Source organism: Protofrankia sp. CiP1_Cm_nod2, from assembly GCF_920664355.1.
GTDB lineage: Bacteria > Actinomycetota > Actinomycetes > Frankiales > Frankiaceae > Protofrankia.
Genome location: NZ_CAKKTL010000017.1, coordinates 6,987 through 32,478, shown reverse-complemented (window position 1 = coordinate 32,478; position 25,492 = coordinate 6,987). Strand labels below are relative to the sequence as shown.

General features: G+C 73.5%; 19 protein-coding genes and 1 pseudogene. 11 read left to right on the top strand and 9 right to left on the bottom strand.

Going from position 1 to position 25,492, the window contains the following annotated elements; translation table 11 throughout:
- The 4 genes from NBW84_RS03435 to NBW84_RS03420 all read left to right on the top strand — a co-directional run.
- Positions 1-2,882: hypothetical protein (locus NBW84_RS03435; protein ID WP_445548621.1), on the top strand; the 2,882-nt coding region annotated here is incomplete at its 5' end.
- A complete protein-coding gene (locus NBW84_RS03430) occupies positions 2,879-5,602 on the top strand; it encodes a hypothetical protein (protein WP_250281610.1) in 2,724 nt (907 codons plus the stop codon). The genes NBW84_RS03435 and NBW84_RS03430, both read left to right, overlap by 4 nt.
- Positions 5,599-8,001 (top strand): hypothetical protein, encoded by a 2,403-nt coding sequence (locus NBW84_RS24060; RefSeq protein ID WP_445548620.1) that lies wholly within the window; start codon positions 5,599-5,601, stop codon positions 7,999-8,001. Before NBW84_RS03430 ends, NBW84_RS24060 begins: the two co-directional genes overlap by 4 nt.
- A gap of 60 nt (positions 8,002-8,061) precedes the next feature.
- Positions 8,062-11,031, top strand: a complete 2,970-nt coding sequence (locus NBW84_RS03420; protein WP_250281608.1) for a DUF6519 domain-containing protein — start codon at positions 8,062-8,064, stop codon at positions 11,029-11,031.
- Positions 11,032-11,184: 153 nt separating this feature from the next.
- On the opposite strand, the gene NBW84_RS03415 is transcribed toward NBW84_RS03420, so the two are convergent.
- From NBW84_RS03415 to NBW84_RS03385, 7 genes are all read right to left on the bottom strand, one after another.
- Entirely contained in the window at positions 11,185-12,174 is a 990-nt protein-coding gene (locus NBW84_RS03415) for a LuxR C-terminal-related transcriptional regulator (RefSeq protein WP_250281606.1), read from the bottom strand.
- A gap of 20 nt (positions 12,175-12,194) precedes the next feature.
- Positions 12,195-12,536, bottom strand: a complete 342-nt coding sequence (locus NBW84_RS03410) for a hypothetical protein (protein WP_250281603.1) — start codon at positions 12,534-12,536, stop codon at positions 12,195-12,197.
- 441 nt (positions 12,537-12,977) lie between these two features.
- Positions 12,978-15,182 (bottom strand): DUF6182 family protein, encoded by a 2,205-nt coding sequence (locus NBW84_RS03405; RefSeq protein WP_250281600.1) that lies wholly within the window; start codon positions 15,180-15,182, stop codon positions 12,978-12,980.
- On the bottom strand, positions 15,179-15,796 hold the full coding sequence (locus NBW84_RS03400; RefSeq protein WP_250281598.1) for a hypothetical protein: 618 nt from the start codon (positions 15,794-15,796) through the stop codon (positions 15,179-15,181). The genes NBW84_RS03405 and NBW84_RS03400 overlap by 4 nt, the downstream gene beginning before the upstream one ends.
- 100 nt (positions 15,797-15,896) lie before the next feature.
- Entirely contained in the window at positions 15,897-16,457 is a 561-nt protein-coding gene (locus NBW84_RS03395) for an SAM-dependent methyltransferase (RefSeq protein WP_250281596.1), read from the bottom strand.
- A gap of 32 nt (positions 16,458-16,489) precedes the next feature.
- Entirely contained in the window at positions 16,490-16,915 is a 426-nt protein-coding gene (locus NBW84_RS03390; RefSeq protein WP_250281594.1) for a polysaccharide deacetylase family protein, read from the bottom strand.
- Between the two features lie 20 nt (positions 16,916-16,935).
- Positions 16,936-18,192, bottom strand: a complete 1,257-nt coding sequence (locus tag NBW84_RS03385; RefSeq protein ID WP_445548503.1) for a YncE family protein — start codon at positions 18,190-18,192, stop codon at positions 16,936-16,938.
- 246 nt (positions 18,193-18,438) lie between these two features.
- On the opposite strand from NBW84_RS03385, the gene NBW84_RS03380 reads away from it, so the two are divergent.
- The 4 genes from NBW84_RS03380 (at position 18,439) to NBW84_RS03365 (ending at position 22,715) form a co-directional block, all read left to right on the top strand.
- A complete protein-coding gene (locus NBW84_RS03380; protein WP_250281590.1) occupies positions 18,439-18,783 on the top strand; it encodes a hypothetical protein in 345 nt (114 codons plus the stop codon).
- A 310-nt stretch (positions 18,784-19,093) separates the two neighbouring features.
- Positions 19,094-20,887 (top strand): MGDG synthase family glycosyltransferase, encoded by a 1,794-nt coding sequence (locus tag NBW84_RS03375; protein WP_250281588.1) that lies wholly within the window; start codon positions 19,094-19,096, stop codon positions 20,885-20,887.
- A 5-nt stretch (positions 20,888-20,892) separates the two neighbouring features.
- Positions 20,893-21,729, top strand: coding sequence for a polysaccharide deacetylase family protein (locus NBW84_RS03370; protein ID WP_250281624.1), 837 nt, complete (start codon positions 20,893-20,895; stop codon positions 21,727-21,729).
- Positions 21,726-22,715, top strand: coding sequence for a DMT family transporter (locus tag NBW84_RS03365; protein ID WP_250281586.1), 990 nt, complete (start codon positions 21,726-21,728; stop codon positions 22,713-22,715). Before NBW84_RS03370 ends, NBW84_RS03365 begins: the two co-directional genes overlap by 4 nt.
- A gap of 102 nt (positions 22,716-22,817) precedes the next feature.
- Here NBW84_RS03365 and NBW84_RS03360 read toward each other — a convergent pair.
- Positions 22,818-23,215, bottom strand: a pseudogene (locus NBW84_RS03360) (DnaB-like helicase C-terminal domain-containing protein); the annotation flags it as partial.
- Between the two features lies 1 nt (position 23,216).
- On the opposite strand from NBW84_RS03360, the gene NBW84_RS03355 reads away from it, so the two are divergent.
- The 3 genes from NBW84_RS03355 to NBW84_RS03345 all read left to right on the top strand — a co-directional run bounded on the left by NBW84_RS03355 (position 23,217) and on the right by NBW84_RS03345 (position 24,790).
- Complete coding sequence (locus tag NBW84_RS03355; protein ID WP_250281584.1) at positions 23,217-23,450, top strand: GNAT family N-acetyltransferase; 234 nt, start codon at positions 23,217-23,219, stop codon at positions 23,448-23,450.
- A gap of 93 nt (positions 23,451-23,543) precedes the next feature.
- Positions 23,544-24,080, top strand: coding sequence for a methyltransferase domain-containing protein (locus NBW84_RS03350; protein WP_250281582.1), 537 nt, complete (start codon positions 23,544-23,546; stop codon positions 24,078-24,080).
- A gap of 17 nt (positions 24,081-24,097) precedes the next feature.
- A complete protein-coding gene (locus NBW84_RS03345; protein WP_250281580.1) occupies positions 24,098-24,790 on the top strand; it encodes a hypothetical protein in 693 nt (230 codons plus the stop codon).
- A 36-nt stretch (positions 24,791-24,826) separates the two neighbouring features.
- Here the strand turns inward: NBW84_RS03345 and NBW84_RS03340 are convergent.
- Positions 24,827-25,492 (bottom strand): lanthionine synthetase LanC family protein (locus NBW84_RS03340; RefSeq protein WP_445548619.1); only part of this gene is annotated, 666 nt, incomplete at its 5' end.

The window sequence follows — 25,492 nt, the reverse complement described above, 5'->3', positions numbered from 1 at the left end:
GACAGAAGGCGACGGAGACGGACACGATGACCAGCGGGGGAACGTCCGCGATACCGGTGCTCGAGCGCGCCGACGAGGCGCGCCGCCGCGTGCTGCTGGCGAGCGGCCGCAACGGCATCGACCACCTGGAGGTCTACAGCGACACGTCGGCCGGGTTCGGCGCCGACGGGCTGGACGCCCAGCGCTACCTGCACGTCCACTTCGTCCGGCCGCTCGGGACGCGCGCGGACGCGCTGGTCACCGAACTGCTCGACCGGCCCGGCCGCTGCGTCGTCACCGGCGGCACCCGCGTCCGGGAGCTGCGCGTCGTCGCCGTCCACGCCGTCGCGGACACGGCCGGCCCCGCCGGCCCGAGCGGCCCCGTCAGCCCAATCGGCGCACTCGGCGCACTCGGCGCACTCGGCCCCCTCGGCCCGAGCGGTCCCGTCGGCCCAGTCGGCCCAGTCGGCCCAGTCAGCCCCGTCGGTCTGCACAGCCCCGTTGACCATGTTGTCGTCGAGGTGGACCGGGCCGGTGACTTCTCGCCGTACACGCTGCGTATCGACAGCGAACATCTCGACCCCGCCTACGCCGTCTGCGCGTTCAGTTTCAAGGCCGGCTGCCCGAGCCGCTTCGACTGCGGGCCGACACCCGGCGAGCCCGCGGCCACCGGCCCGTCGCCGGTCGTCGACTACCTGGCGAAGGACTACGCGAGCTTCCGGCGCGCGCTGCTCGACCGGTTGGCGCTGCTCGTCCCCGGCTGGACCGAACGCGAGCCGGCGGACGTCGGCATCGCCCTCGTCGAGCTGCTCTCCTACGTCGGCGACCAGCTCAGCTACTACCAGGACGCGGTCGCGCGGGAGGCGTTCCTATCGACCGCCCGGCAGCGGATCTCCGTGCGCCGCCATGCCCGGCTCGTCGACTACCGCATGCACGACGGGGCGTCCGCCCGCGTCTTCGTCCACGTCGACTGCACGGGCCCCGCCGGCCCGGGAGCCGGCGCCGGTGCCGGGACGTTGCCGGCGGGCACCCGGGTGCTGCCGGCGCTGGACCGCCCGCTCGGCCGGCGTGTCCCGCCGTACCCGGCGCTGCTCCCGGCGGACGTGGCCGCCGACGCCGTCGAGGCCGCCGCCGCCGTCTTCGAGACCGTCACGGACCTGGCACTGCACCCGGAACTCGGGACGATCGACATCCACGCCTGGGGAAGCCTGGAGTGCGCGCTGCCGGCCGGCGCGACCGCGGCGGACCTGGTGAACGCGGACCCGGTGAACCAGGCCGCCACGACCACAGGGACGACATCGCCGGCCGGGGCGACGCTGCCGCTCGCCGTCGGGGACCTGCTGCTGTTCGAGGAGATCCGCGACCCGGTCACCGGGCTCGCCGCCGACGCCGATCCGGCCCACCGCCAGGTCGTCCGGCTCACCGCCGTCGAGTCGGCCACGGACCCGTTGGGGACGACCGGCGCGGACGGCAGGTCCGCGCCGCTGGCGCTGACGAGGGTCCGGTGGGCCGACGCGGACGCGCTCACCTTCCCGCTGCCGCTGTCGGGCCGCACCCCGGACGGCACGCCGGTCGCGCCCCTCGGCGTGGCGCGGGGAAACATCGTGCTCGCCGACCACGGCCGGACCGTGACCGACACCGGCGGGCCGGCCGGCATCCGCACCGGCCCCCGGCCGTACCGGTTCCGCCTCGACCGCGGGCCGCTGAGCTTCCGCGTGCCGCCCGGCGACCGGCGCACGCCCGCCGCCGCGCTGCGTGACGTCGACCCGAGGCAGGCCGAAGCCCAGATCAGCCGGCTGACGACGTCCACCGGCCCGCCGCCGCGGGGGTGGCAGCCGGCGCCGGGAGGGGATCTGCTCACCTCCGGCCCGTTCGACCGGCACGTCACCGTCGAGACCGACGACGAGGGGCGGGCCGTCGTCCGGTTCGGTGATGGTGGGTGCGGGGCCGCCGCGCCGGACGGCGCCGTCATCGACGTCACCTACCGGATCGGCGTCGGCCCCGACGGGAACGTCGGCGCGGACACGCTCGTCCACCTCGCCCCGCCCGCGGCGGAGCCCGCGCCTGCCTCGCCCGCGCCTGCCTCGCCCACGTCTGCCCCGTCCACGGCGGAGCCGGAGCCGGCCGAGCGCGTGCCGCTGGCTGTCGCGGGCTCCGGCGTGCCCGCCGAGCCACCGTCGGGGATCATCCGGGTGCGCAACCCGTTGCCGGCATGGGGCGGGGCGGCACCCGAACCGGTGGACGTGGTGCGGGCGCTCGCCCCGGCCGCGTTCCGGGCCACGCAGCTGCGGGCGGTCACGGCCGCGGACTACGCCGAGGTCGCGATGCGCCTGCCCGAGGTGTCCCGCGCGGTCGCAGACTTCCGCTGGACCGGAAGCTGGCACACGGTGTTCCTCACGGTCGACCCGGCGGGGCGGGCCGAGCTGTCCGACGACCTGGCGGCGCGGATCGCCGCGTTCGTCGGCGGGTTCGCCCAGGCCGGCTACGACCTGGAGATCCGGGGGGCCTCCCAGGTCCCGCTCGCGATCGACATCGACATCTGCGTCGCCCCCGGCCACCTGCGCGCGGACGTCGAACGGGCGCTGACCGCCGAGCTCGGCACCGCCGCGCTGCCCGGCGGGCGGCGCGGGCTGTTCCACCCGGACGGGTTCACCTTCGGCGAGCCGCTGACGCTGGGCCGGCTCTACGCGCGGGTGCTGGACGTGGCCGGCGTCGCCTCCGCCGACGTCCGCCGGTTCGCCCGGCTGCACGACGACGACCCGGACCCGGACCGGCCGGTCACCGCCGCCAACCTCGACCGCGGGTCCGTCGAGGCCGGCCCCCGGGAGGTCATCCGGCTGGACAACGACCCGGACCGGCCGGAGAACGGCGTGCTGCGCCTCGACCTCGGCGGTGGCCTGTGAGCCCGCCCCCGAACCAGCCGGCCAACCGCCCCGGGCTGGCGAGGATCGACTACCGGATCGGGGACCATCCGGCGTTCCTGCGGGAGCTGCGGCGGGCCGTCGCCCGGCGGCCCGAGCTCGCGGGCTGGACGTCGCGCGCCCCGGACGACGCCGGCATGGTCCTGCTCGACCTGTGGGCGTACGTCGCCGACATCCTGACCTTCTACCAGGAGCGGATCGCCACCGAGAACTACCTGCGCACCGCCGTCCTGCCGGACTCGGTGCACAGGCTGGCCGGCCTGCTCGGCCACCGCCCCCGGCCCGGGGCCGCCGCCACCGTGGACCTGGCGTTCACCGTGGCCGACGACGGGCCGGCCCTGACGCTGCCGGCGGGCCTGCGGGTACAGAGCAGACCGGCGGGGGGCGGGCCGCCGAAGATCTTCACCACCGACGCGCCGGTCGACGCCGACGCGCGGCTCAACACCGTCCGCATCGTGCCCGCTCCGCCCGCCGGCGGCTTCCCGGCCGGTGGCCCGCCGCCGTGGCCCGACGGCGGGCTGCTGCCACCCGGAGCGCCGGTACCCGATCCGGGGGCGACGTTCCTCCTGGTGCCCCCCGCCGCGTCCGCGCCGGCCGGGATCAGGGCCGGCACCGGGACCGGCACCGAGGTCGAGCTGAGAACCGTCGCCGCCGTCGAGACGGTGGACGACGGGGGCGAGCCCCGGACGATGATCCGCTGGTCGACGCCGGTCCTCACCGACTACGCCGGGTGGGCGTTGCACCCACTCGGCCGGTCGTTCCGCCTGTTCGGCCACGCGGCGCCCGGCAGCGTCAACGTCTCGACTCCCGGGATGTACCCGGCGGGAGCGTCCGCGCTCCCGACGGTCGGCTGGGCGTCCTACGGCACGAATTTCGCGGTGCCGACAGACGCTCGGAGCATCGAGCTCGACGCGGCGCCCGGCGACCTGGCCGCGGGATCGACGATCGCGGTCGTCAGCCCGGCCACCTCGGTCCCGGCCACCTCGGTCCCGGCCGGTTCGGTCCCAGCCGGTTCGGGCACGGTCCTGCGCGCGCTCTTCCTCGGGCCGGTCGGCTCGGTCACGGCAGGCCAGGCCACGGTCGGGTCGGCCACGGTGACGTCCTTCTGGCCGCCCGGGTTCACGGCGTTACCGCTCCCGGCCACGTCGACGGCCACACCACCGTCGACGGCCACACCACCGTCGGCGGCCACGTCGACGGCCGCGCCACCATCGTCGGTCGCCGTCGAGGAGGGTGTCGCGGCGCGTGTCACCCTGGCCGGCGACCGTGGGACGGACGGGCCGCTGGACCGGCGGACCGCGATCGTCCACGAGATCACCGGGCCGCCGGTCATGCTGACCGGCCGGGTCCACGACGGGCGGATACCGGCCGGCGCCACCGACGTGCACGTCCTGCTCCCGGCCGCGGCGGGCTTCACCCGGGGGCGGCGGATCATCATCGACGACGACGACGACGCCCGGCCGCACGCCGCCACGATCGTCCGGGCGACGCCGACGCCGACGCCGACGCCGACATCGACACCGGTGGTGCCGACGGTGCCGACACCGGCCGGGCCCGGGTATCTGCGGCTCACGATCGACCCGCCGCTGCCCCGCGAGCTTGACGGGGCGAGCGCGGCTCTGCGCGGCAACGTCGCGCCCGCGTCGCACGGCGACGACGTGCTCGCGGACGTGCTCGGCGACGGTGACGCGTCCGCCGCGTTCCAGGAGTTCCCGCTCGCGCGCGGCCCGCTGATGTTCCGGCGGTCGGCGGGGGCGCCCGGCGGGATCGCGCCGATGCTGGAGATCGTCACCGGTTCGACCGTGTGGCGGCCGGTCGGCACGCTGCACGGCACCGGCCCGTCCGACCGCGTGTTCGTCCCCGACGTCGACGCGGAGCGGGCCACGACCGTCCGGTTCGGCGACGGGGTCACGGGCGCCCGGCCGCCGACCGGGCGGGGCAACGTCGTCGCCCGGTACCGGTACGGCGACGCGGCCGACGGCGACGTCGCCGCGGACCGGCTGACCGTGGCGCTGACCAGGCCGGTCGGGCTGACCGGCGTGACCAACCCGCTGCCGACACAGGGCGCGGCCCCGCCCGAGGACCCCTCCGAGACCCGTCGCCTCGCGCCGGCGAGCGTGCGGACCTTCGACCGGGTGGTGTCGCTGCGTGACGTCGAGGAGGCCGCGCGGGCGTTCCCCGGCGTCGGCAAGGCGCGGGCCAGGATGTTCTGGACCGGTGAGGAGCACGCTGTCGCGCTCACCGTGGGTGGTCGCGACGGGGCGGTCCTCACCGGCACGCGGCTGCTGGCGGACCTGACCGCCCACCTGGCGGCCCGCCGTGACCCGAACCGGCGGATCGACGTCGGCGGCCACGAGCCCGTGGACGTCACCGTCACCGCCACGATCACGCCTGCTCCCGGCCGGGTCGCCGAGACCGTGCTGGACGCGGCGCGCGTCGCGCTGCTCGCGGCGTTCGCCTTCGACGCCCGCGACTTCGACGAGGACGTCCACCTCAGCACCGTCTACGCGGTGCTCGCCCGGGTGGACGGCGTCGAGCGGGTCGACGTCGAGCGCCTCGCGGGGCCGGCCGGGAAGCCCGTCCGCCGCGTCCCGGTCGGCCCGGCCCAGCTCGCCCGGTTCGCGGCACCGGCCGACGCCGACGTTCGTCTCGCGGGCCGCACGGTGCCCGGCGGCTCCGCCGGAGAAGGGACCCGACCATGACCGACGACGAGCCGATCGACCTGATGGGCCTGCTGCCCGCGCTGTACCGGCTGCGGGACGCCGAACGCGGCGGCCCGCTCGCGGCCCTGCTCGAGGTGATCGGCGAGCAGGTCGACGCCGTGCGCGCCGACATCGGCGGGCTGTGGGACGACATGTTCGTCGAGACGTGCGCCGAATGGGTCGTCCCGTACATCGGCGACCTGCTCGGCACGAGCCCGCTGCACGAGGTCGCGACCCGCCGGCGGGCCGACGTCGCCAGGACCATCCACTACCGGCGCCGCAAGGGCACCCTCGCGATGCTGGCGGAGCTGGCCCGGGACGTCACCGGGTGGCCGGCGCACGCGGTGGCGTTCGTCGAGTCCCTGGCCTGGAACCAGCACCTCGACCACCTCCGGACGCGCCCGGTCCCGCCCGAGGCGGACCCGCGCCGGCGCGACCCGTACGCGCTGGCCGGGGCCGGCACCGTGAACCTGCGCGACGCCGACGCCGCCGACCGTGTCGGCGGCCCGTTCGACACCGCGAGCCACACCGTCGACGTCCGGTCCCCGATCACCAGCGCCGGGGTCGACACCGACGTCCGCACGTCTCACCAGGGGTGGTACGGGATCCGGACGCTGGGGGTGTTCATGTGGCGGCTGGCGGCGTTCCGGCTGGTCGGGCTGACCCCGGCGCCGGTCATGCCGGCCACCGGGGCGGCGGACGATCCCGGCTGCTTCGGATGGGCGCTGAACCCCCTGGGCAGCCCGGCGCCGCTGTTCACCCATCCTCGCCCGGAGGCCGGCCCCACCGGGCTCACGGCCGAGATCCACGTGCCCGGGCCGATCCGGCCGTGGGCGATGTGCCGCCGGCCCGGCGACTACTACGGCTTCGACGACGCCTCCTCCGTCCATCTGGTCCGCGTCCTGCCGAACGGGGAGCGCAGGCCCGTGCCGGCCGGCGCGATCGTCGTTCGTGACCTGTCGACCTGGGAGCGCCCACCGCCCGGCAAGGTGGCGCTGGACGTCCGCCTGGGACGGGTGACGTTCCCGGTCGGGCAGGCGCCGGCCCCCGGCGAACTGGAGGCGGCCGCCACCCACGGCTTCCCCGCGCCGCTGGGCGGCGGCCCGTACGACCGGCGCCGCCCGCCCGCGCCGCCCGGCACGTCGGGCTCGTCGGGCTCGTCGGGCTCGTCCGGCGCGTTCGACCCGTTCGCCGGCCCGGACACGCTCGCCGACCCGGACGCGCTCGACGTCCTCATCGAGGTGCCGACACCGGCCGGCCCCGACGGCCCCGCCATCACCACGATCGGGCAGGCACTGGCCGCCTGGCGGCCAGCCGTGCACCGCCGGGCCGTCATCCAGATCAACGACAGCCGGACGTACACCGAGGACCTTCGGCTCGACCGGCCCGGCGCCGAACTCGTCATCCAGGCCGGGCCGGGCTGCCGGCCCACGCTGATCGGCGACGTCGTCGTCGGTGGCTACGGCCCGGACGCCACGCTCGAGTGCAACGGCCTGCTGATCGCCGGCACGGTCACGGTGGACGCGCCGCGCCGGCTGGTGCGCCTCGCCCACTGCACGCTCGTCCCGGGGCGCCGGCTGAGCCCCAGGCTCGCTCCCGAGTCCGGCCGGCCGCTCTTCCCCGCGGAGCCGAGCCTCGTCGTGACCGATGCGGCGGCCGGGGCCCGGGTCGACGTCGACCGGTGCGTCACCGGCCCGCTGCGGGTCACCGCCGAGGCGGCATCGCTGTCGGTGAGCGACAGCGTGGTCGACGCGCCATCCGTCCCCGGGGCGGCCCGGCTGCCGGCGGTCGCGGGCCTGCCCCGGAGCCCCGGGCCGGGCGGCACGCCGCTGGTGGCCGTGCCCGGGCCGCCGGCCCGGCTGGTCCGCACGACGGTGTTCGGCGAGGTGTGCGTCCGTGAGCTCACCCTGGCCTCCGAGACCCTGTTCACCGCGCCGGTGGCCGCCGAGCGCCGGCAGCGCGGCTGCGTCCGGTACAGCTACCTGCCGCCCGGGTCGACGACACCCCGCCGCTACCGCTGCCTGCCGGACGACGCGCCGGCGGCCGCGGGCAGCGTCACCGGGACCGCCGGGACCACGGAGACCACGGGGACCGCTGGGACCGCTGGGAGTACGGGGAGTGCCGGGGCCGCGGGGAGCGCCGGGGCCGCCGGGAGCGCTGGGGCCGCCGCGATCCGGGCGCGGCCGGTGCCGGCGTTCACCTCCACCCGCTACGGCGACCCCGGCTACGCCCAGCTCGGCCTGGCCTGCGCGGACGAGATCCGGACCGGCGGCGAGAACGGCACCGAGATCGGCGCCTACGCGGGTCTCGGACAGCCCCAGCGCGAGGCCAACCTGCGCGAACGCCTCGCCGAGTACGCCCCGTTCGGCATGGCGGCCCGGCTGATCTACGTGACCTGACCCGTCCGGTGACCGGTGACCCGGTGACCGGTGACCTGCTGAGAGGAATCGACGCTCGCGATGAAGGGCGACTTCACCCGCTTCACCTTCGACCCTCGTGCCCACAACCGCGGGGTGCTCACCCAGCAGGGCCGGGTCACCCTCGACGCCGACTGGAACGAACACGTCGCGATCGTCGATCACCTGGACCGCACCCGGGCCACCGACGTGATCGGCCCGTCCGGCGCGCCCCGGGACAACGCGGCCGGCCTGGTGACACCGCTGACCCGGTCCAGCACCGGCACCGGCACCGGGACCGTGCTGGACTACGGGGTCACCGCCGGGCGGATCTATGTGAACGGCCTCCTCCTCGAGCTCGGCGCGCCCCCGGCCGCCGTCGCCGGCGTGCTGGTATCGAGCGGACCGCCGGCGACCACCACCGTCACCCTCTCCGCCGGGGAGGGCCGGGACCTGCTGCCGGCCGCCGCCCAGGGCTCGGCCGCCGCCGAGGGCTTCTGGGTCGAGCTGTCATCGGCGTCGCCGGTGGCGTCGACCAGGCCCGAGGGGCCGTTCTACTGGGCCACGGAGGCCGTCGAGACCGCGAACGGGCAGGTCAGCGTCACCCTGGAGGGCGACGCGGGCGCGTTGCGCCCCGGCCCCGCGACGGGAGCGGTGCTGCTCCGGCGTGCCCTGACGTACCGTGGTCAGCCGGACCTGCCGGGTCCCGAGCCGATCGCGCTCCCGAATCCGTCCGACCCGCTTGGCCCATCACTGCCCGTGTCCGACGTCGTCTACCTCGACGTGTGGACCAGGCACGTCACCGCGGTGGAGGACCCGAGCCTGCGGGAGGTTGCGCTGGGTGGCCCGGACACGGCCACCCGAATACGGACGGTAGCCCAGATCCGCGTCCAGCGGGTGAACGCGGGGTCGTTGAGCTGCGCGGACGACCTTCCCGGCTGGCCGCCCGAGGCGAGCGGCGGCCGGCTGACCGTGGCGTACACCGAGCCCGAGGAGCCGCCGCGCCCGTGCTCGTTCACCGTCGACGGCGGATATCGCGGCCTGGAGAACAGGCTGTACCGCGTGGAGATCCACCGTGGGGGCCCGCTCGGCGGAGCGGGCGTCACGCATCCCGCGACGTTCGTGTGGTCCCGCGACAACGGGGCCGTCGTCTTCCCGATCGACTCGTTCGAACCCGGCGCCGGCCCGCCGCCTGCGAGCACGACGACGGTCGTCCGGCTGGCGCGCCTCGGCAAGGACCAGGCGCTGACCGTGCGGAAAGACGACTGGGTCGAGGTCCTCGACGACGCCACCGAGCTGGCGGGGAGCCCGGGGGCGTTACGACAGGTGGCCGACGTCGACGAGGCGGCCCGGACCGTCACGCTCGCCACCCCGGTCGTCGCCGTCCCCGCGGGACAGCATCCCAGGCTGCGGCGCTGGGACGTCCCCGCGTCGGCGACCGGGAAAGCCGCCCCGACGGTGGACGGCGACGGCAACGGCCTCGGTGTGCCTGTGGACGCCGGGCCGATCAGCCTTGAGGAGGGAATCTCCGTCAGCTTCTCCGGCGGGGCCTTCCGGACCGGCGACCACTGGACGTTCGCCGCCCGGGCTGCGACGGCGTCGGTGACCGAGCTGACGCAGGCCCCGCCAGCGGGAATCACCCATCGTTACCGCAAGTTGGCGCTGGTCGAGTGGAGAATTACGGGCGACAACGAGCCGCCGGCGGCGGCGGTGACCGACTGCCGGGACCTGTTCCCCCCGCTCACCGACATTCACGCCGCCGACGTCCGCGTCGAGGACTGCGCGAGCCGTCCCCTCGGGGTCGCCGACCTCCAGCAGGTGTTCGACGCCCAGTGCGCCCAGCGGGCCCTGCGCTACGTCTCCGGCGACGGTCAGGAGAGCCGGCCGGGGCGGCCGCTCCCAGGGAAGATCATCGTCGGTGTCGAGGACGGCTTCGGCCGTCCCGTCCCCGGCGTCCTGGTCACGTTCGGCCTGACCGGCGGCGGGAGCCTCGTCCGGGACGGCGAAACCATCCCGAACGACAACAACGAGCACCTGACCGACGGCGACGGGCGGATCTCCCTGACCTGGACGCTCGGCGCCGACGCCGGCACACAGACCGTCGAGGCGTACCTGCCCGCCACGGCGAGCACCGCCGCGCCGCCCACCGCGCGGCTGCCGGTCCGCTTCCGCGCGCTGGCCGTCCGCAACTTCCTGCGGCTGCGGGCCTCCGGTGGCGACGGCCAGACCGGCCGGCGCAACGGTGAACTGAGCTGTCGCCTCACGGTCGCGGTCGAGGACGCGGACGGCCAGCCGGTGAAAACGCGGATCAGGTTCACCGCGGACATCAGCGGTGACAGGGTGCGCGAATATGACGGCGACCCGGGACCGAACGCGAACACCAATCCGCTCGCGAGCTCCGTGGTGGTCACGAGCGGTCATACCGGCGCGGCCGGCCTGGCGGAGGCCGAGTGGGTGTTCGGTGACAGCAACGCCGCCTGCCACCAGGTGACCGCGACCCTTGAGGACTCCAGGTTCCCCGCGGCGCTGCCCGTCCACTTCCGGGCGTCCCTCGCCGCGGACGGCCCGGTCCCGCCGGCCGGCCCGAAAATCCGGGACAAGAACTGGGCCGTCGGCGAGAAGAGGCCCCTCGACCTGTTCTTCGGGAAAGAACCGCTGCGTGTCACCTTCACGGAACCGATGGACGAAAGCACCCTCAACCCGGGATCGTTCGTCTTCACGATCGAGCATCCCTTCCAGGCCGTCGAGTTCGGCACCTCTTATCAGGGCCTGCGAAGCACCATCCTCGTCGGGGACCTGGAGGCCGCCGGCGACGACACCTGGACGTTCAGCCCACGTCTCGTCCCGGACGGCCTCGGTGCCGACGCCGTCCAGCGGCTGATCCAGGGCTGGACCGAGCTACAGGGCCGGCTCGGCGCAAGCCGCGAGGGAGTCCGGTGCCGGGTGACGCTGAAGGGGAACCTGATACGCGGCGCGGGGGGAGCGGTGCTGACAGGTGACGACCTGGACACCTGGTTCTGGGTCGTTCCGTAGGCCACGATCCCCGACCCGCCGGTCATCATCGCCGGTCCGCCGGTCAGGATCCCCGGCGTGACCGACGTCATCCTCCCACCGGGAGCATCACGCCGGAGGGGCCGCGGGGCTGAGCGCGGGCGGCGCGCACCGGTCAGCCGCCCGGCCGGGAGCTCACCGGGCGGGGAGGATCTCGCGGGGACCGAGGACGCGGCAGATGCCGTCGCGCCGGTCGATCCCGAGCTTGGCGAGAATGTTGTGGACGTGGTTCTTCACGGTCGCGACGGAGATGCGCAGGCGGGTGGCGATCTGCTTGTTCGCGTAGCCCTGGCAGACGAGGACGGCGACCTCGATCTCCCGCCGGGTGAGCCGCCCGGGCGCCGATGCCGTCTTCCACGCGGGCTCGGCCGCCCGCACGGATCCCGCTTCCGCCGCATCCGGAGCCGCCGGCCCCGGGGACGTGCCTCCCGTCGTCGCCGCGTCCCCGGCCGGCGAGCGCTCCTCCGGCTGGCAGCCCTCGGGAGGGCAGGGCAACGCCAGGGCCGGTCCCGAGGCGGGGGCTTCCGGTGGAACGGCCGTCGCCGGAGCGGCCGTCGGGGCAAGACCGGCCTGTGGACGTTGCGCGTGGACAAGGGGATCCGTCCTCGCGAGCGTGGCCAGCCGCCGGGCGAGGCCGGCCGCGACGGCCGGCGAGCACGGCATCTCGCCGTCGGCGACACTCAGCACCGTGTAGACGAGATCGTCGAGATCGGCATCGAGCGGCAGGTAGCCGACCGCGCCGGCCTCCGCCCAGCGGACGACGTCGCCGGTCCGCGTCTCCGGCAGCCCGAGCACTATGACCCGCGCCCTGGGTGCGGCGATCAGTAAGGCTCTGACCAGTGGCGCCGGCGTGCCGGCGGGCGGGTCGAGCAGGATCACGTCCGGGCGGAGCAGGCCGGCGGTCCTGGCGGCCAGGGCGACGTCGGGCGCCGCGCCGACCACCGTGATCGGGTCGGCGTCGAGCCACCGGCACAACCAGTCGCGATAGAGCCGCACCGCGGCGACGACGAGAACGCGGACCGCCCGACGCATGTCCGCGTCCGGCAGCCCGGTCCGCGATCCCCTTGCCGTGGCGGCGGGAGCGTCGCCCGAGTGTGGCGCCGTCGTGAAGTCGTCAAGGAGCATGGATATGGCCCCGTCCCCCGTCACCAATGGCTTTCAACGCGGGACCGATCGGCGATCGTGATCCGCATCTGTACATTCTTGCCCAGATCGACCCACCGTATCGGCGCATCTCTCAAGGCCGCGTCCCCGGCCGGGCGGTCACGCGTGGGTGCCGGAAACCGGAAACGATCAATAGCCGGGCTGCCTGTCGGGGAGCCTCCCTCGAACGGTGTTTCCGGTCCGACACGCCGGGCCCGGTCCGGGCGGCCGAGGATCGAGCGTTCGCCGCCGGGACTGCGCGGGTCCAGCACGGCGTGCCTGTCGAACGTGAGTGTCTCGATCCCGACCAGCCGGTACACCCAGTTGGCGTCGGTGGTGGGCACCTGCTGCCGGCCCGGCGGTATGTAGGGTCTTCGCGGCTGGCCAGAACCTGTAGCCGGACGACTACAGGGCCGGCGTCCGCAGGGTGACGGTCCGCGACTCGGCCGCGCCGTCGCGGGCGCGGTCGGCGTGGCACTCGTCGCCGAAGTGCCAGATCAGTGCCAGATCAGTGCCAGGACGGGACTCTGCTGGTACCCAAGCCGCAAGGCTGCCAGACGGTTCACGGCTGCGTCGGGTCATCATCGACTGGCGGATCTCCGCGGATGTGGAGGGCCGGCCGGGTGGCCGGTACGGCCGGGTCCTGTGTCGGCGGACGAGCTGGCGGCACACGCGACAGCCATGCGGCGCATCCAGCTGCCGTCGTGGCCGTCGACACGCCCGCGTCCGCTCCCGTTCCGCCGGGACCCAGCCCGACCGGACGCAACAGAGCCCCGCCGTCTCTGTCACGCGTCATCTCGCGGTATCCCGTATCCGGGGGTGAGGATCGCGGCCGGGTCGAACCGTGCCCGCAGGGCTTGGCGGCCAGGCCACTGCTGGCCGAAGTGGGCCCGCCAGTAGTCCGGTTGCGTCGGCACCGCGTTGATCGGGTAGACGGTGCCGCCGAGGGCGACGGCCGCGTCGCGCGTCGCCCGGTTCGCCTCGACGAGCGCCGCCGCGCCGGCGGGGTCGTCGGCACGGCCGCCGCGCAGAACCGACAGGACCCACACGGGGCCCGGTCCGGCCGGCATCGGGATCGGCGTGGGCGACCCGTCGGCGTTGCCGGGGTGGATGGGAAACAGCAGGCCGACCAGCCGGGGTTCAGCCGGTCCGGTGAGCCCCCGGGGAGCGGGGCCGCCGAATACCGATGCGGCCAGCGTGGACACGGTCGCGTCGGGCATGAGCACGGTGAGCCAGGCGTGCGGTTGGAACCACTCCCCGCTTGCCCGCGCTGCCGCCTCCGCCGGGGCCATCCGATGGACGAAGTCCCGGTAGGAGCGGGCCTCGGCCTGCCGGCCGGTCCCGGTCCCGGTCCCGGCAGCGGAGCCGGTCGCCGTGCCGGGGGCATGATCGTGGTCGGAGCGGGGGCCGTACTCGTACACGGCGGTTTCGACGGCGTACTGCCACCTGCCTGATGCGGCCAGCAGCACATGTCCCTGCAGAAAGTCGGGTCCGTCGTCGGCCGCGAGCCGTCGCAGTACGGCGAGGCAGCGATCGAGGCTGTGGTGCGCTCGCAGCCCGTAGCGCACCCGACGCGGCGCCGGCACCGTGCGAAGCGTGGCAGCGACGATCAGGCTGCACTGGCCGAGCCCACCGAGCACCCCGTGGAACAGGCTCCGGTCACGGGTGGGCGAGCAGGTCAGGAGCTGCCCGGTTCCGGTGACGACGGACAGTTCCGCGACGTTGTCGATCTGCAGGCCGTGGCGGTGGCTGGCGCCGCCGATCCCGCCGACGCTCAGGGTGCCGCCGACCGAGGTGTCCACCACGTCGGTGAGCACCGGTACGGCCCGGCTGCGCCCGAGCGCCGCGTCGACGACGTCCGCCCAGCGCGCGCCGGCCTGTGCGCGGATCGTGCTCGCGGTCACGCCATCAACCCGGTTCAGTCCGGACATGTCGACGACGAGGCCGTCCGCCGCCTGCGCCTGCCCGTACACCGAGTGTCCGCGGCCGCGAGCGGTGAGGGTGCACCCCATGTCGAGCGCCAGCCGGACGGCCCGCACGACATCGCTCACGCTCGCGGCCCGGAGCACGGCCCGGGGACGATGGTGGACGAGATGGCCGAAGTCGTCGGCCGCCCAGCGAAGGCTCGCATCGTCGCGGGTGAGGACCCCATCGAACGATGGCGCGGCGGCTGGCGGAGCTGGGGGACGGAGGGCGGCGTAGGCGCGCAGCCGGGGCTGGTCCGGCCGGCCCGGCTGACCGGGCCTGCCGGACCAGCCGGAGTCGTCGGAGTCGTCGGACCCGCCGGGCTGGTCGAGGTCGATGCGCAGGGCAAGAATCGACCGGTCCGTCGCCGCGATGTGAGGCACCGGCCGTAGCGTCAATCGGTCGCCGGGGCCGATGCGGCCGCCCAGGACCGCGTCCGCCAGCAGATGGTGTAGGTGCACCAGCGCGCGGGACGCGGGGACACGTGCGGTCGCGATCTCCACGAGCAGTTCCCGGCATGGCCGGGGCGCGGCGTCGGGCCCTTGTGGGAGGTCGATACGCCGCACTGCCTGGTCGGTGGCCAGCGGGCGTGACGCTTCGAAGGTGCGCAGCAGCCGGCACAGGCCGGTGTGTGCCGCTGCGGGGGCCGGCCCCCGCCAGGCGTAGGGCCCGGCGACATGGTCGAACGTGAACCGTTCGCGCAGGTTCGCGGGGCTGCCCGCCAGGAAGATCGTCATCGTGAGGGACCGTTGCCAGGCCGCTGCCTGGTCTGACGGTAGGGCGAGCAGGAACTCGCAGGCCGCGCGTGTCCAGGCGGCGAGGTCGAGGCGGCCGAGGACGGCGACGGCCCGCACCGGTGGGTCGTCCGGCGCTGTGCGCACCGCCTCTCGCGCGGCGAGCAGGCCGGTGATGCTGTCCAGGTCGAAGCGGGGTGCCAGGTCCGGGCGGGCCGCGCGGAAGCGGGCGGCGGCTCTCGCGCGCAGCAGTGCCTGTACGTCGCCGGCCGGCGGCGCGTCGCCGGTCACAGGTACGCCTCGGACAGCAGTTGCCTGGTCGGCGCGGGCCGTCGCCGGCCGAAGGCGTGGGAGGTCAGGCGGTAGGGATCGATGTACAGGTGACGGCCGCGGTGTCGTTCGAGCAGTTCGAGCAGCTCGGACCGGCCCGGCGGGTCGGCTGGTTCGCCACCGCGCCCCGGGGCCGGGCCGCCGCTGTTCTCGCACAGCCGTTCGGCGCGTGCGACGCAGTGGCGCAGCAGGTCCTCGCGCAGCGACTGCTCCGGCCCGGGGCCGAGGATGGCGATGAAGTACAGCCTGTAGCGGCGCACGGTGGCCCCGGCCATCTCGAGCACGTGGGACAGCAGGCGGTAGTCGGCGTCGAGTTCGGGATCGTGGGCCAGCACGATCTCGTCGTGATCGCCGGCCAGCGGCAGTAGCTCACGCAGGGCGCAGGCCAGGTAGTTGGGTCGGCCGTCGGCGGCGACGATCTGGCGCAGCGGCTGGCCGGACCGGGTCAGGTCCAGGTGCACGGGGCCGCCGTGGGCGCGCAGGTCGACCAGAACGCCCAGCTCGGCGAGCCGGTCGAGCACCGCGGCCAGATCCGCCCCGGGAGGCACATGGGCCAGCAGGCCCGGATCGTGCATTCCCAGTATCCGGTACTGGGTCTGCCAGGCCCGCAGCACGCGGACACTGGCCGGGTGGACCCAGCCGTGCTCCGCAATTCTCCGGTTCGCGCGACATCGGTTACCTGCGTTCCGCGGCGATGGCGAGATAGTCGATGCTGCGCTCGCGGTAACCCTCGAGGAACGGTGCCTCCACGCCGGTGCGCAGCGACGACCGTTCCCGCAGCTCCCAGTAAGGAATCGCCGCCTCGGTGTGCCGCGCGACGTGGAAGGGGACCAGTCCGTGGGCGGCGAGTGCGGTGAAGTAGGCGCTGCGCGGGTGCATGGCGCAGCGGTAGTGCGCGTCGATCTTCCGGGAGGCTGGCGACCGGGGGTCGACGGCGTCGTTGCGGCACCAGGTGATCGCCACGTAGCGTCCGCCGGGGCGCAGCAGCCGGGCGAACTCGCCGAACACCTCGTCGATGTCCACACACATTGTGGTCTCGTTGGAGACGATCGCGTCGAACGACTGGTCGGGGAACGGCGTATGGGCCATGTTCGCGAAGTGGAAGCGGACCCGGTCCGCCCATCCGCGGCGGCGCGCGATCCGCTCGGCGAAATCGATGTGGTGGCCGCAGTAGTTCACTCCGTCCACGCGGCAGCCGAAGCGTTCGGCAATCATGAAGGACGCGGAACTTGTCAAGATTTTTTAGGCAAGATTCTTTGTGAACTAGCCTACTTCTGATCTTTGTGTGGGGACGGCCTCCGATCTTTCGGGCGCGCCCTCGTCGGCCGGTTCGCTGTCCTCGCCGGGCCTCGTGTTGATCCCGGCCGGTTTCGGCAGCGGCAGTCGAAGTCGACCACGGTCCGGTAGCCGGCCGCTCCCGCCGCCGTCAGGATCAACGGTGTCGCCTGGCTGGTGCCCGAGGGGCGGAAGTAACGGCCCTCCCCGGGCGCCAGCCGGGCCAGCACGTCACGGCATGCCGTGATCTCCTCGCTCACCTGGGACGCGGGCAGCTCCGTCAGCGCGGGATGGGTGCAGGTATGGTTGTCCAGCTCGTGACCTGCCTGCAGGATCAGCCCGGCAAGATCCGGATAGCGAGCGGGCCATTGCCCGGCAGCAAACACGGTGATCGGCACGTTCGGCTGAAGCTTCGGCATCCTGGAGTCATCGGGTTGTGTCAGCGCAGGATGCCGGTGTGGCCGAGGGAGTAGCGGCCGGGTTGCGGCCAGACGGCCAGCCCATGCGGCTCTCGCCCGACGGGAATCCTGCTCAGCATTCTTCCCCGCGCGGGATCGTCGCCGTCGGTACCGCCGGTGTCGAAGACATAGACGACGTTGCTGCGCCGACCGGACAGCCAGAGCCGGGAGCCGTCAGCGTTGATGTTGCCCATGTCCGGGGTGCCTCCGCCGGGAATCGGCCAGGTGACCACGACCTTGCGGGTGGCGAAGTCGATGACCGACACGGAGCCCGCGGATCCGTCGTGCGGGAATGGGGGCATGTCGGACATGAGGTGACCGCCGCGGTTGGTGACGTAAAGATAGCGGTCGTTGCGGCTGGGGTAGAGCCCGTGGGTTTCCGGCCCGGTCTCGACGAACCCGATTGTCGTGAAGCTGTCACCGTCGATGAGGTGGACGCCGTCCGCGTTCATGTCGGCGACGTACCAGATCTTTCCCGCGGGTTCGATCCTGATGTCCTGGGGGGCGGCATGCGGTCCGAGGTCGAGATAGCCGACCACCCGCTGAGCAGCAATATCGATCTTGACGAGGCGACCGGCGAACTCGCAGGTGGCGATCGCGTAGGAGCCGTCCGGGGAGAAGTCTGCGTGATTGACCCCGGCGCACCGGGTGCCGACGTCGAGGCTGTGGCGCAGCGCGAAACTGTGCGGGTCACGGAAGTCGACGTGGTGGATTGCCTCGGCCATCACCATCGCGTACCTACCATCCGGTGTGAAATACAGATTGTAGGGGTCGCTGACCGGAATCGCCGGACCAGCGGGCTGGCCGGTGCGAGGGTCGATCGGGGTCAGACTGTTGCCGAGGTTGTTGTTCACCCACAGGGTGCGCAGGTCCCATGAGGGGACCACGTGCTGTGGTTCCGCCCCGGTCCGGTAGGTCGCGATCACCCGCATGGTGTTCTGGTCGATCACGGTGAGCGTCCCGTCCCGCAGGTTCGGCACGTAGACGAGCGCCGGATCGCCGCTCACCGCCGGGCTGAACATCCCGGCCCCGGCGTGGGCGTAGATGCCCGCTGTTGGCGGCACCGCCGCTGACCGCGAGGCTTCGGCCGATGTGCCGGTGTGTGGACGGGGTCCACTCGACGGATGGTGGTAGACGGCGAGCCCGGTTGCTGTAATGAGCACAATTACTAGCCCGACCAGGGCTGGGAGCAGCCGCCCGTGGCTCCTGCGGTGCCTGCGGCGTGGGGTGATGCTCATCAGTTTATATGAACTCGCGGCGTCCAGCCACGCCCACGGACGTGATGTACGGGAGTAATTTCGCTCGATCATTAGTGGGATGACCTCGGCTGTAGCAAGGATTTCGAATATATCGCGGTTCCTGTAGATGGTTAGTTACGGTGGCTGCAGACGGCTGTTCGGAGTGTTTTAGAGGAAGGGCCGGAGAATATCTGGAGCTGTCCTGGTTTCGTTCACAACCAGGGCTTTGAACGACTGTGGGAGCTCATGCTACTCGTAGCAGCGGGTTTCGTGTTCGCGGGGGCTGTGGCGTATCCGTTTGGTGGAGTGCCGGCGACCCTGCCCGCGGCCGACGACGCCGCCGGCGGGACCGGCGAACCCGACCTGTCGCCGCACCGGCACGCCGTCGGCAGCCGACGAGCCGGCGGGCCGAGGCGCGCCACCGCGCGGACGGGAGTGCTGTCGGCCCCCGCGATCGACAGGGAACAGCCACACCTCCGCCGATCGCCCGGCCTGCTGGGCGACGAGCAGCTGCTCGAGGCCGGTGAGGTTCTCGGCGACGACGGCCCCCGCGCCGATCCGGTGGGGGCCGTTGCCTGGTCCGTGCGGTGATCTGAGTGACGTGCCGCGCCCCGCTGGCCGTGGTCCGGCTATGGTCGGTATCCGGTTTGTGGCTCTTCCCGCCGAAAGGCCCGTCGGAAGGCGTAATGCGCATGGTCCGATGTGATCACTTTTGGGAGGTGGCCGGCCGCTGCCGGTCGGGGAGGTTCCGGCCCCGCTGTGGGATCCGCGGTGGGGCCAGAGGGCGGGGCGTGTGACCAGCGGTACAGGGCACGGGAAACGAGGGCTGTTCGGTCGTCGGCGACCGACCGCGTCCACGCGAAACGAAACCGTGCCATTACCAGGAGCTTCGCGTGGCCGGGTGGTGGTCATCACGGCCAGCGTCGGCGCGGGCCATGACGGGGCGGCCGTGGAGTGGGCGCGGCGCCTGCGTGATCACGGCTTCGAGGTCGACATCCACGATTTTCTGACTGTGCTGGGTCGGATACTGGGTGAAAGCATGCGCGACGCCTACGAGACGGTCCTGCACCGCGTGCCGTGGGTCTACGCGCTGCTCTTCCGGCTGACCGCGTTACCGCACGGGGCTGCGATGCTGGCCCGTAACCTCATGACGCCGTTCCTGTCGAAGCTGGGCGCTCTGTTTCCGCCCGACACCGTCGCGGTCGTGACGACCTACCCGATGGCCGGTCAGCTGCTCGGCAAACTGCGTCGGCGGGGCGCACTGGCGGTACCGGCGTTCACCTTCCTCACCGACTTCTCGGTCCACCGGCTGTGCGTGGCGCCGGGCATCGACGCCTACTACGTGTTGCACGCGGTCAGTGCCGCCCAGGCGCGAGCGCTCGGGGCCACGGAGGTCGTCATCACCGGCCCGCTGGTGTCCGGCCGTTTCCGCCCGGCCTCGGCCGCGGACCGTCGGCTGGCCCGGGAGCGGTTCGGGCTCCCGGCCGGCGAGCGGCTGGCGTTGCTGGTGGCCGGATCCTGGGGTGTCGGCGATGTCGAGCACGCCGCCACGGAGATCGCCGCTACCGGCGTGGCGATGCCGGTGGTCGTCTGCGGCCGCAACACCGCGTTACGGGAACGGCTGGACGAAGCGGGGCTGGGCTGCCCGTTGGGCTGGGTCGAGGACATGCCCGCCCTGATGCAGGCGGTCGACGTGCTTGTCGAGAACGCCGGCGGCCTGACATCCCTGGAGGCGATGGCCTGCGGGCTGCCCGTGGCCAGTTACCGGCCGATTCCCGGTCACGGTCGGACCAACGCGGCCGCCCTGGACGAGGCCGGCGTCTCGACGTGGATCCGCACCCCCTCCGAGCTGCGGGCCACCCTGGCCGAGCTGGTGGAAGGTCCCCGCGGCCGGCGGCAACGAGCCGCCGGGCTGGCGTTGTTCGCCGCCGACCCCACGGCCGTCGCCGTCCAGGCCATCGAGGGCGCGGGACGGCGGGACGGTCACCCCGGCACCGTCGGTGGGCGCACGGCCGCCGTCATCGGGCGGAAGGGACCCCTGGCAGCTGGCAACCGCTGGGCGCGGCGCGTGGTCGTGGCCGTGGCCACGGCTGTCGTCGTCGGCTGGAACATGACGGTCGGTACCCAGCTCGCGGTCGCGCACGGGTTCGACGCCGCCCGGCCGGGCGGGCGTGGCGAGGTCTTCGTCATCGTCCACCCGGGCCCGGAGACCAGTCTCGACCCGGCCGCGGTCCGTCTGTTGCAGGCCAGGCAGGTCGCGGTCGCGGTGGACGCCCCGTTGCTCCACCACCGGCCCGACCTCGCCCGGACCCTGGCGGCGTCGGGACTGACGCTGGTCAACGCCGGCGGTGGCCCGCCCTACCGGACCGGGATCGTCGGTGGCCGCTCCGCGATCAGGCACACCGCCGCCGCCGTGCAACGGGTCGGTGGCCGCCCGCTGGAGTTCTACCTCAGCAACGGCGACCTGGACGCGGTGGACCTGGGAACAGCGGCGTATCTGCACGAAACTATCGTGCTTCCGAACCAGCACGTCAGCGGCGGTTCGCTGATCCCGTCGCTACGACAAGGGGAGATCGTGCTCGTGGAGTGTGCGCAGCGGCCCGACTGCGGGCTCGCCACCACCCTCGCCGGGTTGGACCGGCAGACGGCCGGCCAGCCGATGCGGGTCGGATCGCTGGCGGAGCTCCGAGGGTGAGCGGCCTGCCCCGGCACCTGCTACGGCGTACCGCCGCGGCCGGTGCCGCCGCGACCGGGACCGTCGCGGCCGTCCACGCCCTGCCCGCGCTCACGTCGGTGCCGGGGCTGCGGCGCCGGCTCGTGCCCGGCCTGGCCGGCGTGGGAGATCCCGGCCACGTCGCGTTGACCTTCGACGACGGCCCCGACCCCACCTCCACCCCCCGGTTTCTCGAGGCCCTGGCGGCCCACGAGGTCCGGGCCACCTTCTTCCTGCTCGGCTCGATGCTCGTCCGGGCGCCGGAGCTGGGCCGGGACCTCGTGCAGGCCGGCCACGAGGTGGCGGTTCACGGGTGGGAACACCGCTACTTCGTGCTACGCGGCCCGACCGCCACGTATGACGACCTCGCCCGGGCGCGTGATCTCGTCGGTGACGTGACCGGGCAGACGCCCGCGTTCTTCCGCCCGCCGTATGGCGTGCTCAGCACCGCGGTGCTGCGGGCCGCCCGGCGCCTTCGGCTCCGGCCGGTGCTCTGGACAGCCTGGGGGAAGGACTGGAGCTCCCGCGCCACGCCGCGCTCCGTTCTCGACACCGTCCGCCGCGACCTCGTCGGCGGCGGGACCGTGCTGCTACACGACTCCGACTGCACGTCGGCCCCGGGAGCCTGGCGTTCGGCCCTGGGCGCGCTCCCCGCGCTGCTCGACGAATGCGCCGGTCGCGGCCTTCGCGTCGGGCCGTTACGCGAGCACCTCGCCCCGCGAGCAGGCGGGGAGGTCCGCCCCACCGGCCGCCTGGACGGTTCCGCAGGCCGTGCCGCCCCGGGCGCCGCGGAAGGTGCCCCGCGCACGGCAACAGCGCCGTGAGCGTGCTCGCGGTCCCGGTGGCACTCGCGTCCGCGACCTGTTTCGCATGCGCCTCCGCGCTGCAACACCGCGCCGCCAGCCAGGAACCACTCCACCAGGTCCTGGATCCGCGTCTGCTGTTCCGGCTGACGCGTCGGCCCCTCTGGCTGGCCGGCGGGATCGCCGATGTCGCCGGCCTCGGGCTGCAGACGCTGGCACTCGGCCTCGGCGCGCTCACCGTCGTTCAGGTGCTGCTTGTCAGCGGGCTGTTCCTGGCGGTGCCGCTCGAGGCCGCGTTCGAACGGCGCCGGCCCCGCCGCCGCGATCTCGCCGTGGCAGCCCTGGCCGCCACGGGCCTCGCCGTGTTCCTGCTGGCCGCGACGCCCGGCGACGGGGTCTCCGAACCGTCCAGCCTGGCCTGGTTACTGACCGTGGCCGTGGTCGGCCCGGTGGTCGCGGCGACTGTCGGCTTCGCCCGACGCGCCCGCGCGCTGCGCCGCGCCACCTACCTCGGGCTGGCGACCGGCATCACCTACGGGATGACCGCCGGGCTGTTGAAAGCCTGCGCCGAAAGGCTGAGCGCCGATCCGTCCAGCCTGTTGACCGGCTGGCAGCTGTATGCCCTCGTCGGCATCGGTGCGGCCGGGTTCATCCTCAACCAGAACGCCTTCCAGGATCGTCTCGCGGCGCCCCTGGTCGCGATCACTCTCGCCGATCCGGCGCTCAGTATGATCATCGGAGTCGCGGTGTTCCACGAACGGGTGACCGTGGACACCCCACGGGTGGCTGTGCTGCTCCTCGCGGCAGCCGCGGTAACCGCCGGGACCGGGCTGGTCACCGCCGGGCCGCCGATCGGGGAGCGCAGCGGCGACGGCAGTGACGCCGGGTCCGCGGACGCCGGATCCACCCCTGATCCACACGGTCGGGCAGGTTCCATGCAAGGGGAACGGGAAGAACCGGCTCAACCCGGTGGGGGAGTGGGTGTGGTCACCGGTGCCGGTGCATGAGGCGCTGGTCGATCTGGAGTCGTTCGTGCTGGCCCAGCAGGCCCGCCAGCTCGTCGTCGAGCAATGTGGCGACGTCGTCGGCGATCGGTGAGTCGTGTGCGGTCAGCCGGCCATGTCGACGAACCGGTTGTAGCGCCCTGGAACGCGACGGTCACCGTGCTGGTCGGGCCGTTGCGGTGCTTGGCGAGGATGAGGTCGGCCTCGCCGGCGCGCGCTGACTCCTTCTCGACCGCGTCCTCGCGGTACAACAGGATCACGAGGTCCCCGTCCTGCTCGATCTGGCCGGAGTCGCGCAGGTCGGCCAGTGCCGGCCGCTTGTCTGCGCGCAGGTCAGAGGCGCGGTTGAGCTGGCTCACGACGACGATCGGGATCTCAAGCTCCATCGCGAGCGTCTTGAGGCCGCGGCTGATCTCGCTCATCTCCTGGACGCGGTTCTCCCGCCGGCTCGTCGAGGTCATCAGCTGCAGGTAGTCGACGACAAGCAGACGCAGGTCGTTCCGGGTGACGCACTCGCTGTTTCTCAAGGAGCTGTACGTCTCCGCTGCCGCCCGGCGGCGCGGGGTCGGGCGGATGCTCATGGAGCACCTGCGGACCATCGCCGAAGAGCAAGGTCGTAGCCGCTTGGAGTGGACCACGGATCAGGAGAACACCCAGGCTCAGACCTTTTACGACGCCTTGGGTGCGCACGTGCATGACGGCAAGGTGTTTTACCGGACAGCGATTCCATCGCCGTAGTTGGCCTTGGCGCACCGCCACGTCGCCGAGACCGGGTGCGTGTGCGCGAGGCGACCGGGGAACGGTCGGCGACGGGCGAACTACACTGGCGCCGTGAGTCTGGAGGCGGGGACCGCGGCAGCGGACAAGCTGAGGAACGCGATGGTGGACGGCCTGCGGCCGTCGGGCGCGGCGCTGAGTGGCCAGGTGGACGCGGCGATGCGGGCGGTGCCGAGGCACGTGTTCGTGCCCGACGTGTCGCTGGAACGCGCTTATGGGCCCGACCCGGTGGTGACCCACCGCGACGGCGACGGGGTTCCGGTCAGCTCGGCCTCCGCGCCGGCCACGGTCGCGGGGATGCTGGAGGATCTCGACGTCCGTCCGGGGCATCGGGTTCTTGAGATCGGTGCTGGGACCGGGTACAACGCGGCGTTGCTCGCCCGTCTGGTCGGCCCGACGGGTTCCGTGACGACGATCGAGTACGACGAGGCCGTGGCGTCCGCGGCGCGCGCCGCGCTGAGCGGCCTGGGCGCGGCCGTGACCGTGGTCCACGGAGATGGCATGCTCGGTGTGCCCGGACAGGCGACATTTGACCGGATCGTGGTCACGGCGGGTGCCTGGGATGTCCAAGGGCTTGGTGGGAGCAGCTAGCCGAGGACGGACGTCTGGTGGTGCCGTTGCGGATGCTTGGCCTGACCCGAACAATTATCTTCGAGCGCGCCGGAGCGGTTCTGCGTAGCCGGTCGGTCGTGGAGGACGGGTTCATGCCGATGCGCGGCGTCGGTGCCGTTCGTGAGCAGAACATCCCGGTCGGCGCCGGCCCGGACCTGACGATTCGGCTCGATGACGATCGCCCGGGGGATGCCTCGGTGCTGCGGGGCGCGTTGGATCATCCTGTGGCGGTGTGCTGGACCGGGGTCGAGGTCCCGTGGGGCTGGACAGAGCATCTCGATTTCTGGCTGGCCACGTTGGAGGGCTTCTGCCGGCTTCTGGTGTCGCGGGCCGCGGTCGATGCCGGCCGGCTGATGGCGCCGAAGGGGCCGTGGGGAAGCATGGGTGTTGTCGAGGGTGGGACGCTGGCGTATCTCACGACGCGGCCGAGCCCTGACGGCGACGCGGAGATGCCCAGCTACGAGATCGGTGCCTGCGGCTACGGCCCGCAGGGCGCCGATCTGGCGGCCCGGCTCGCCGGGCGGGTCCGCGACTGGGACCGTGACGGTGGGCAGGGCGTCCAGTTGTGGATCGAGGCATATCCGGCCGATGCCGTCCGTCCGGAGGCGTCGGGTGTGCTGCTTGCGGTCGACAAGCGCGACAGCCGGGTTCTCGTCCGGGTGGCTGAGCAGGCACCCGCCGCGGTCTGACCGTCTTGGCCGGACGGGGTCAGGACACGGACGGGGTCAGGACAGCAGCAGGGCGTCCCAGGCCGTGCGCAGGCCCTCGGGGACGGGGAACGTGGCGTGCTCGGCGAGAGCGAGCGCCGTTCCGGCGGCGCCGGTGAGGAAGCCGGGCCGGTCGGTGGCCGTGCTCCCGGCGACGTGTGCGAAACCGAAGCGGCGCGTGGGGTCGAACGCGTCGGTGACCGCGGTCGCGGCGTGCTTCGCGACGGCCGTGTTGTGGATGGTGTCGGCGGCGCGGAGGACGCCGGCGTATCCGTGGCAGAGCGTCGGTCCTTCGACGTCCCAGTGGCCCGGCCGTTCCGCGAGGAGGCGCAGCGCGTCCCGGGCGGCCTCCTCTACCGCGGGTTCTCTGGCGGCCTGGCCGGCGGGTGTGAGCGCGCGGCTGATGCCGGGAATGCCGTAGCACCAGGCGTCGGCGCGTCCGGCTGGCGGGGCGGCGTGGCCGGCATCGAGGTCGTCGCCGGTGATGTGCGGGGCCCATGTCCTGGTGCGTTCGTCGCGCCAGCGCAGCAGCCAGGCAGCGGCGTGGGTGATGGCGTCGCGTTGGCCGGGGACGGTGAATCCGGCCAGGTGGGGCGGTGGCGAGTAGCGCGAGCGGTCCGGCGATCCCGTGGGCCATGCCGGTGGTCGCCGCGCCGGAGGGGTGCGCGGTGACAGCGGCCGGGT

Bases quoted from the DNA above. Each gene is read 5' to 3' on its own strand.
- NBW84_RS24060 (WP_445548620.1), top strand. From the start codon at position 5,599: ATGACCGACGACGAGCCGATCGACCTGATGGGCCTGCTGCCCGCGCTG.
- NBW84_RS03420 (WP_250281608.1), top strand. From the start codon at position 8,062: ATGAAGGGCGACTTCACCCGCTTCACCTTCGACCCTCGTGCCCACAAC.
- NBW84_RS03415 (WP_250281606.1), bottom strand. From the start codon at position 12,174: ATGCTCCTTGACGACTTCACGACGGCGCCACACTCGGGCGACGCTCCC.
- NBW84_RS03400 (WP_250281598.1), bottom strand. From the start codon at position 15,796: ATGCACGATCCGGGCCTGCTGGCCCATGTGCCTCCCGGGGCGGATCTG.
- NBW84_RS03390 (WP_250281594.1), bottom strand. From the start codon at position 16,915: ATGCCGAAGCTTCAGCCGAACGTGCCGATCACCGTGTTTGCTGCCGGG.
- NBW84_RS03385 (WP_445548503.1), bottom strand. From the start codon at position 18,192: ATGAGCATCACCCCACGCCGCAGGCACCGCAGGAGCCACGGGCGGCTG.
- NBW84_RS03380 (WP_250281590.1), top strand. From the start codon at position 18,439: ATGCTACTCGTAGCAGCGGGTTTCGTGTTCGCGGGGGCTGTGGCGTAT.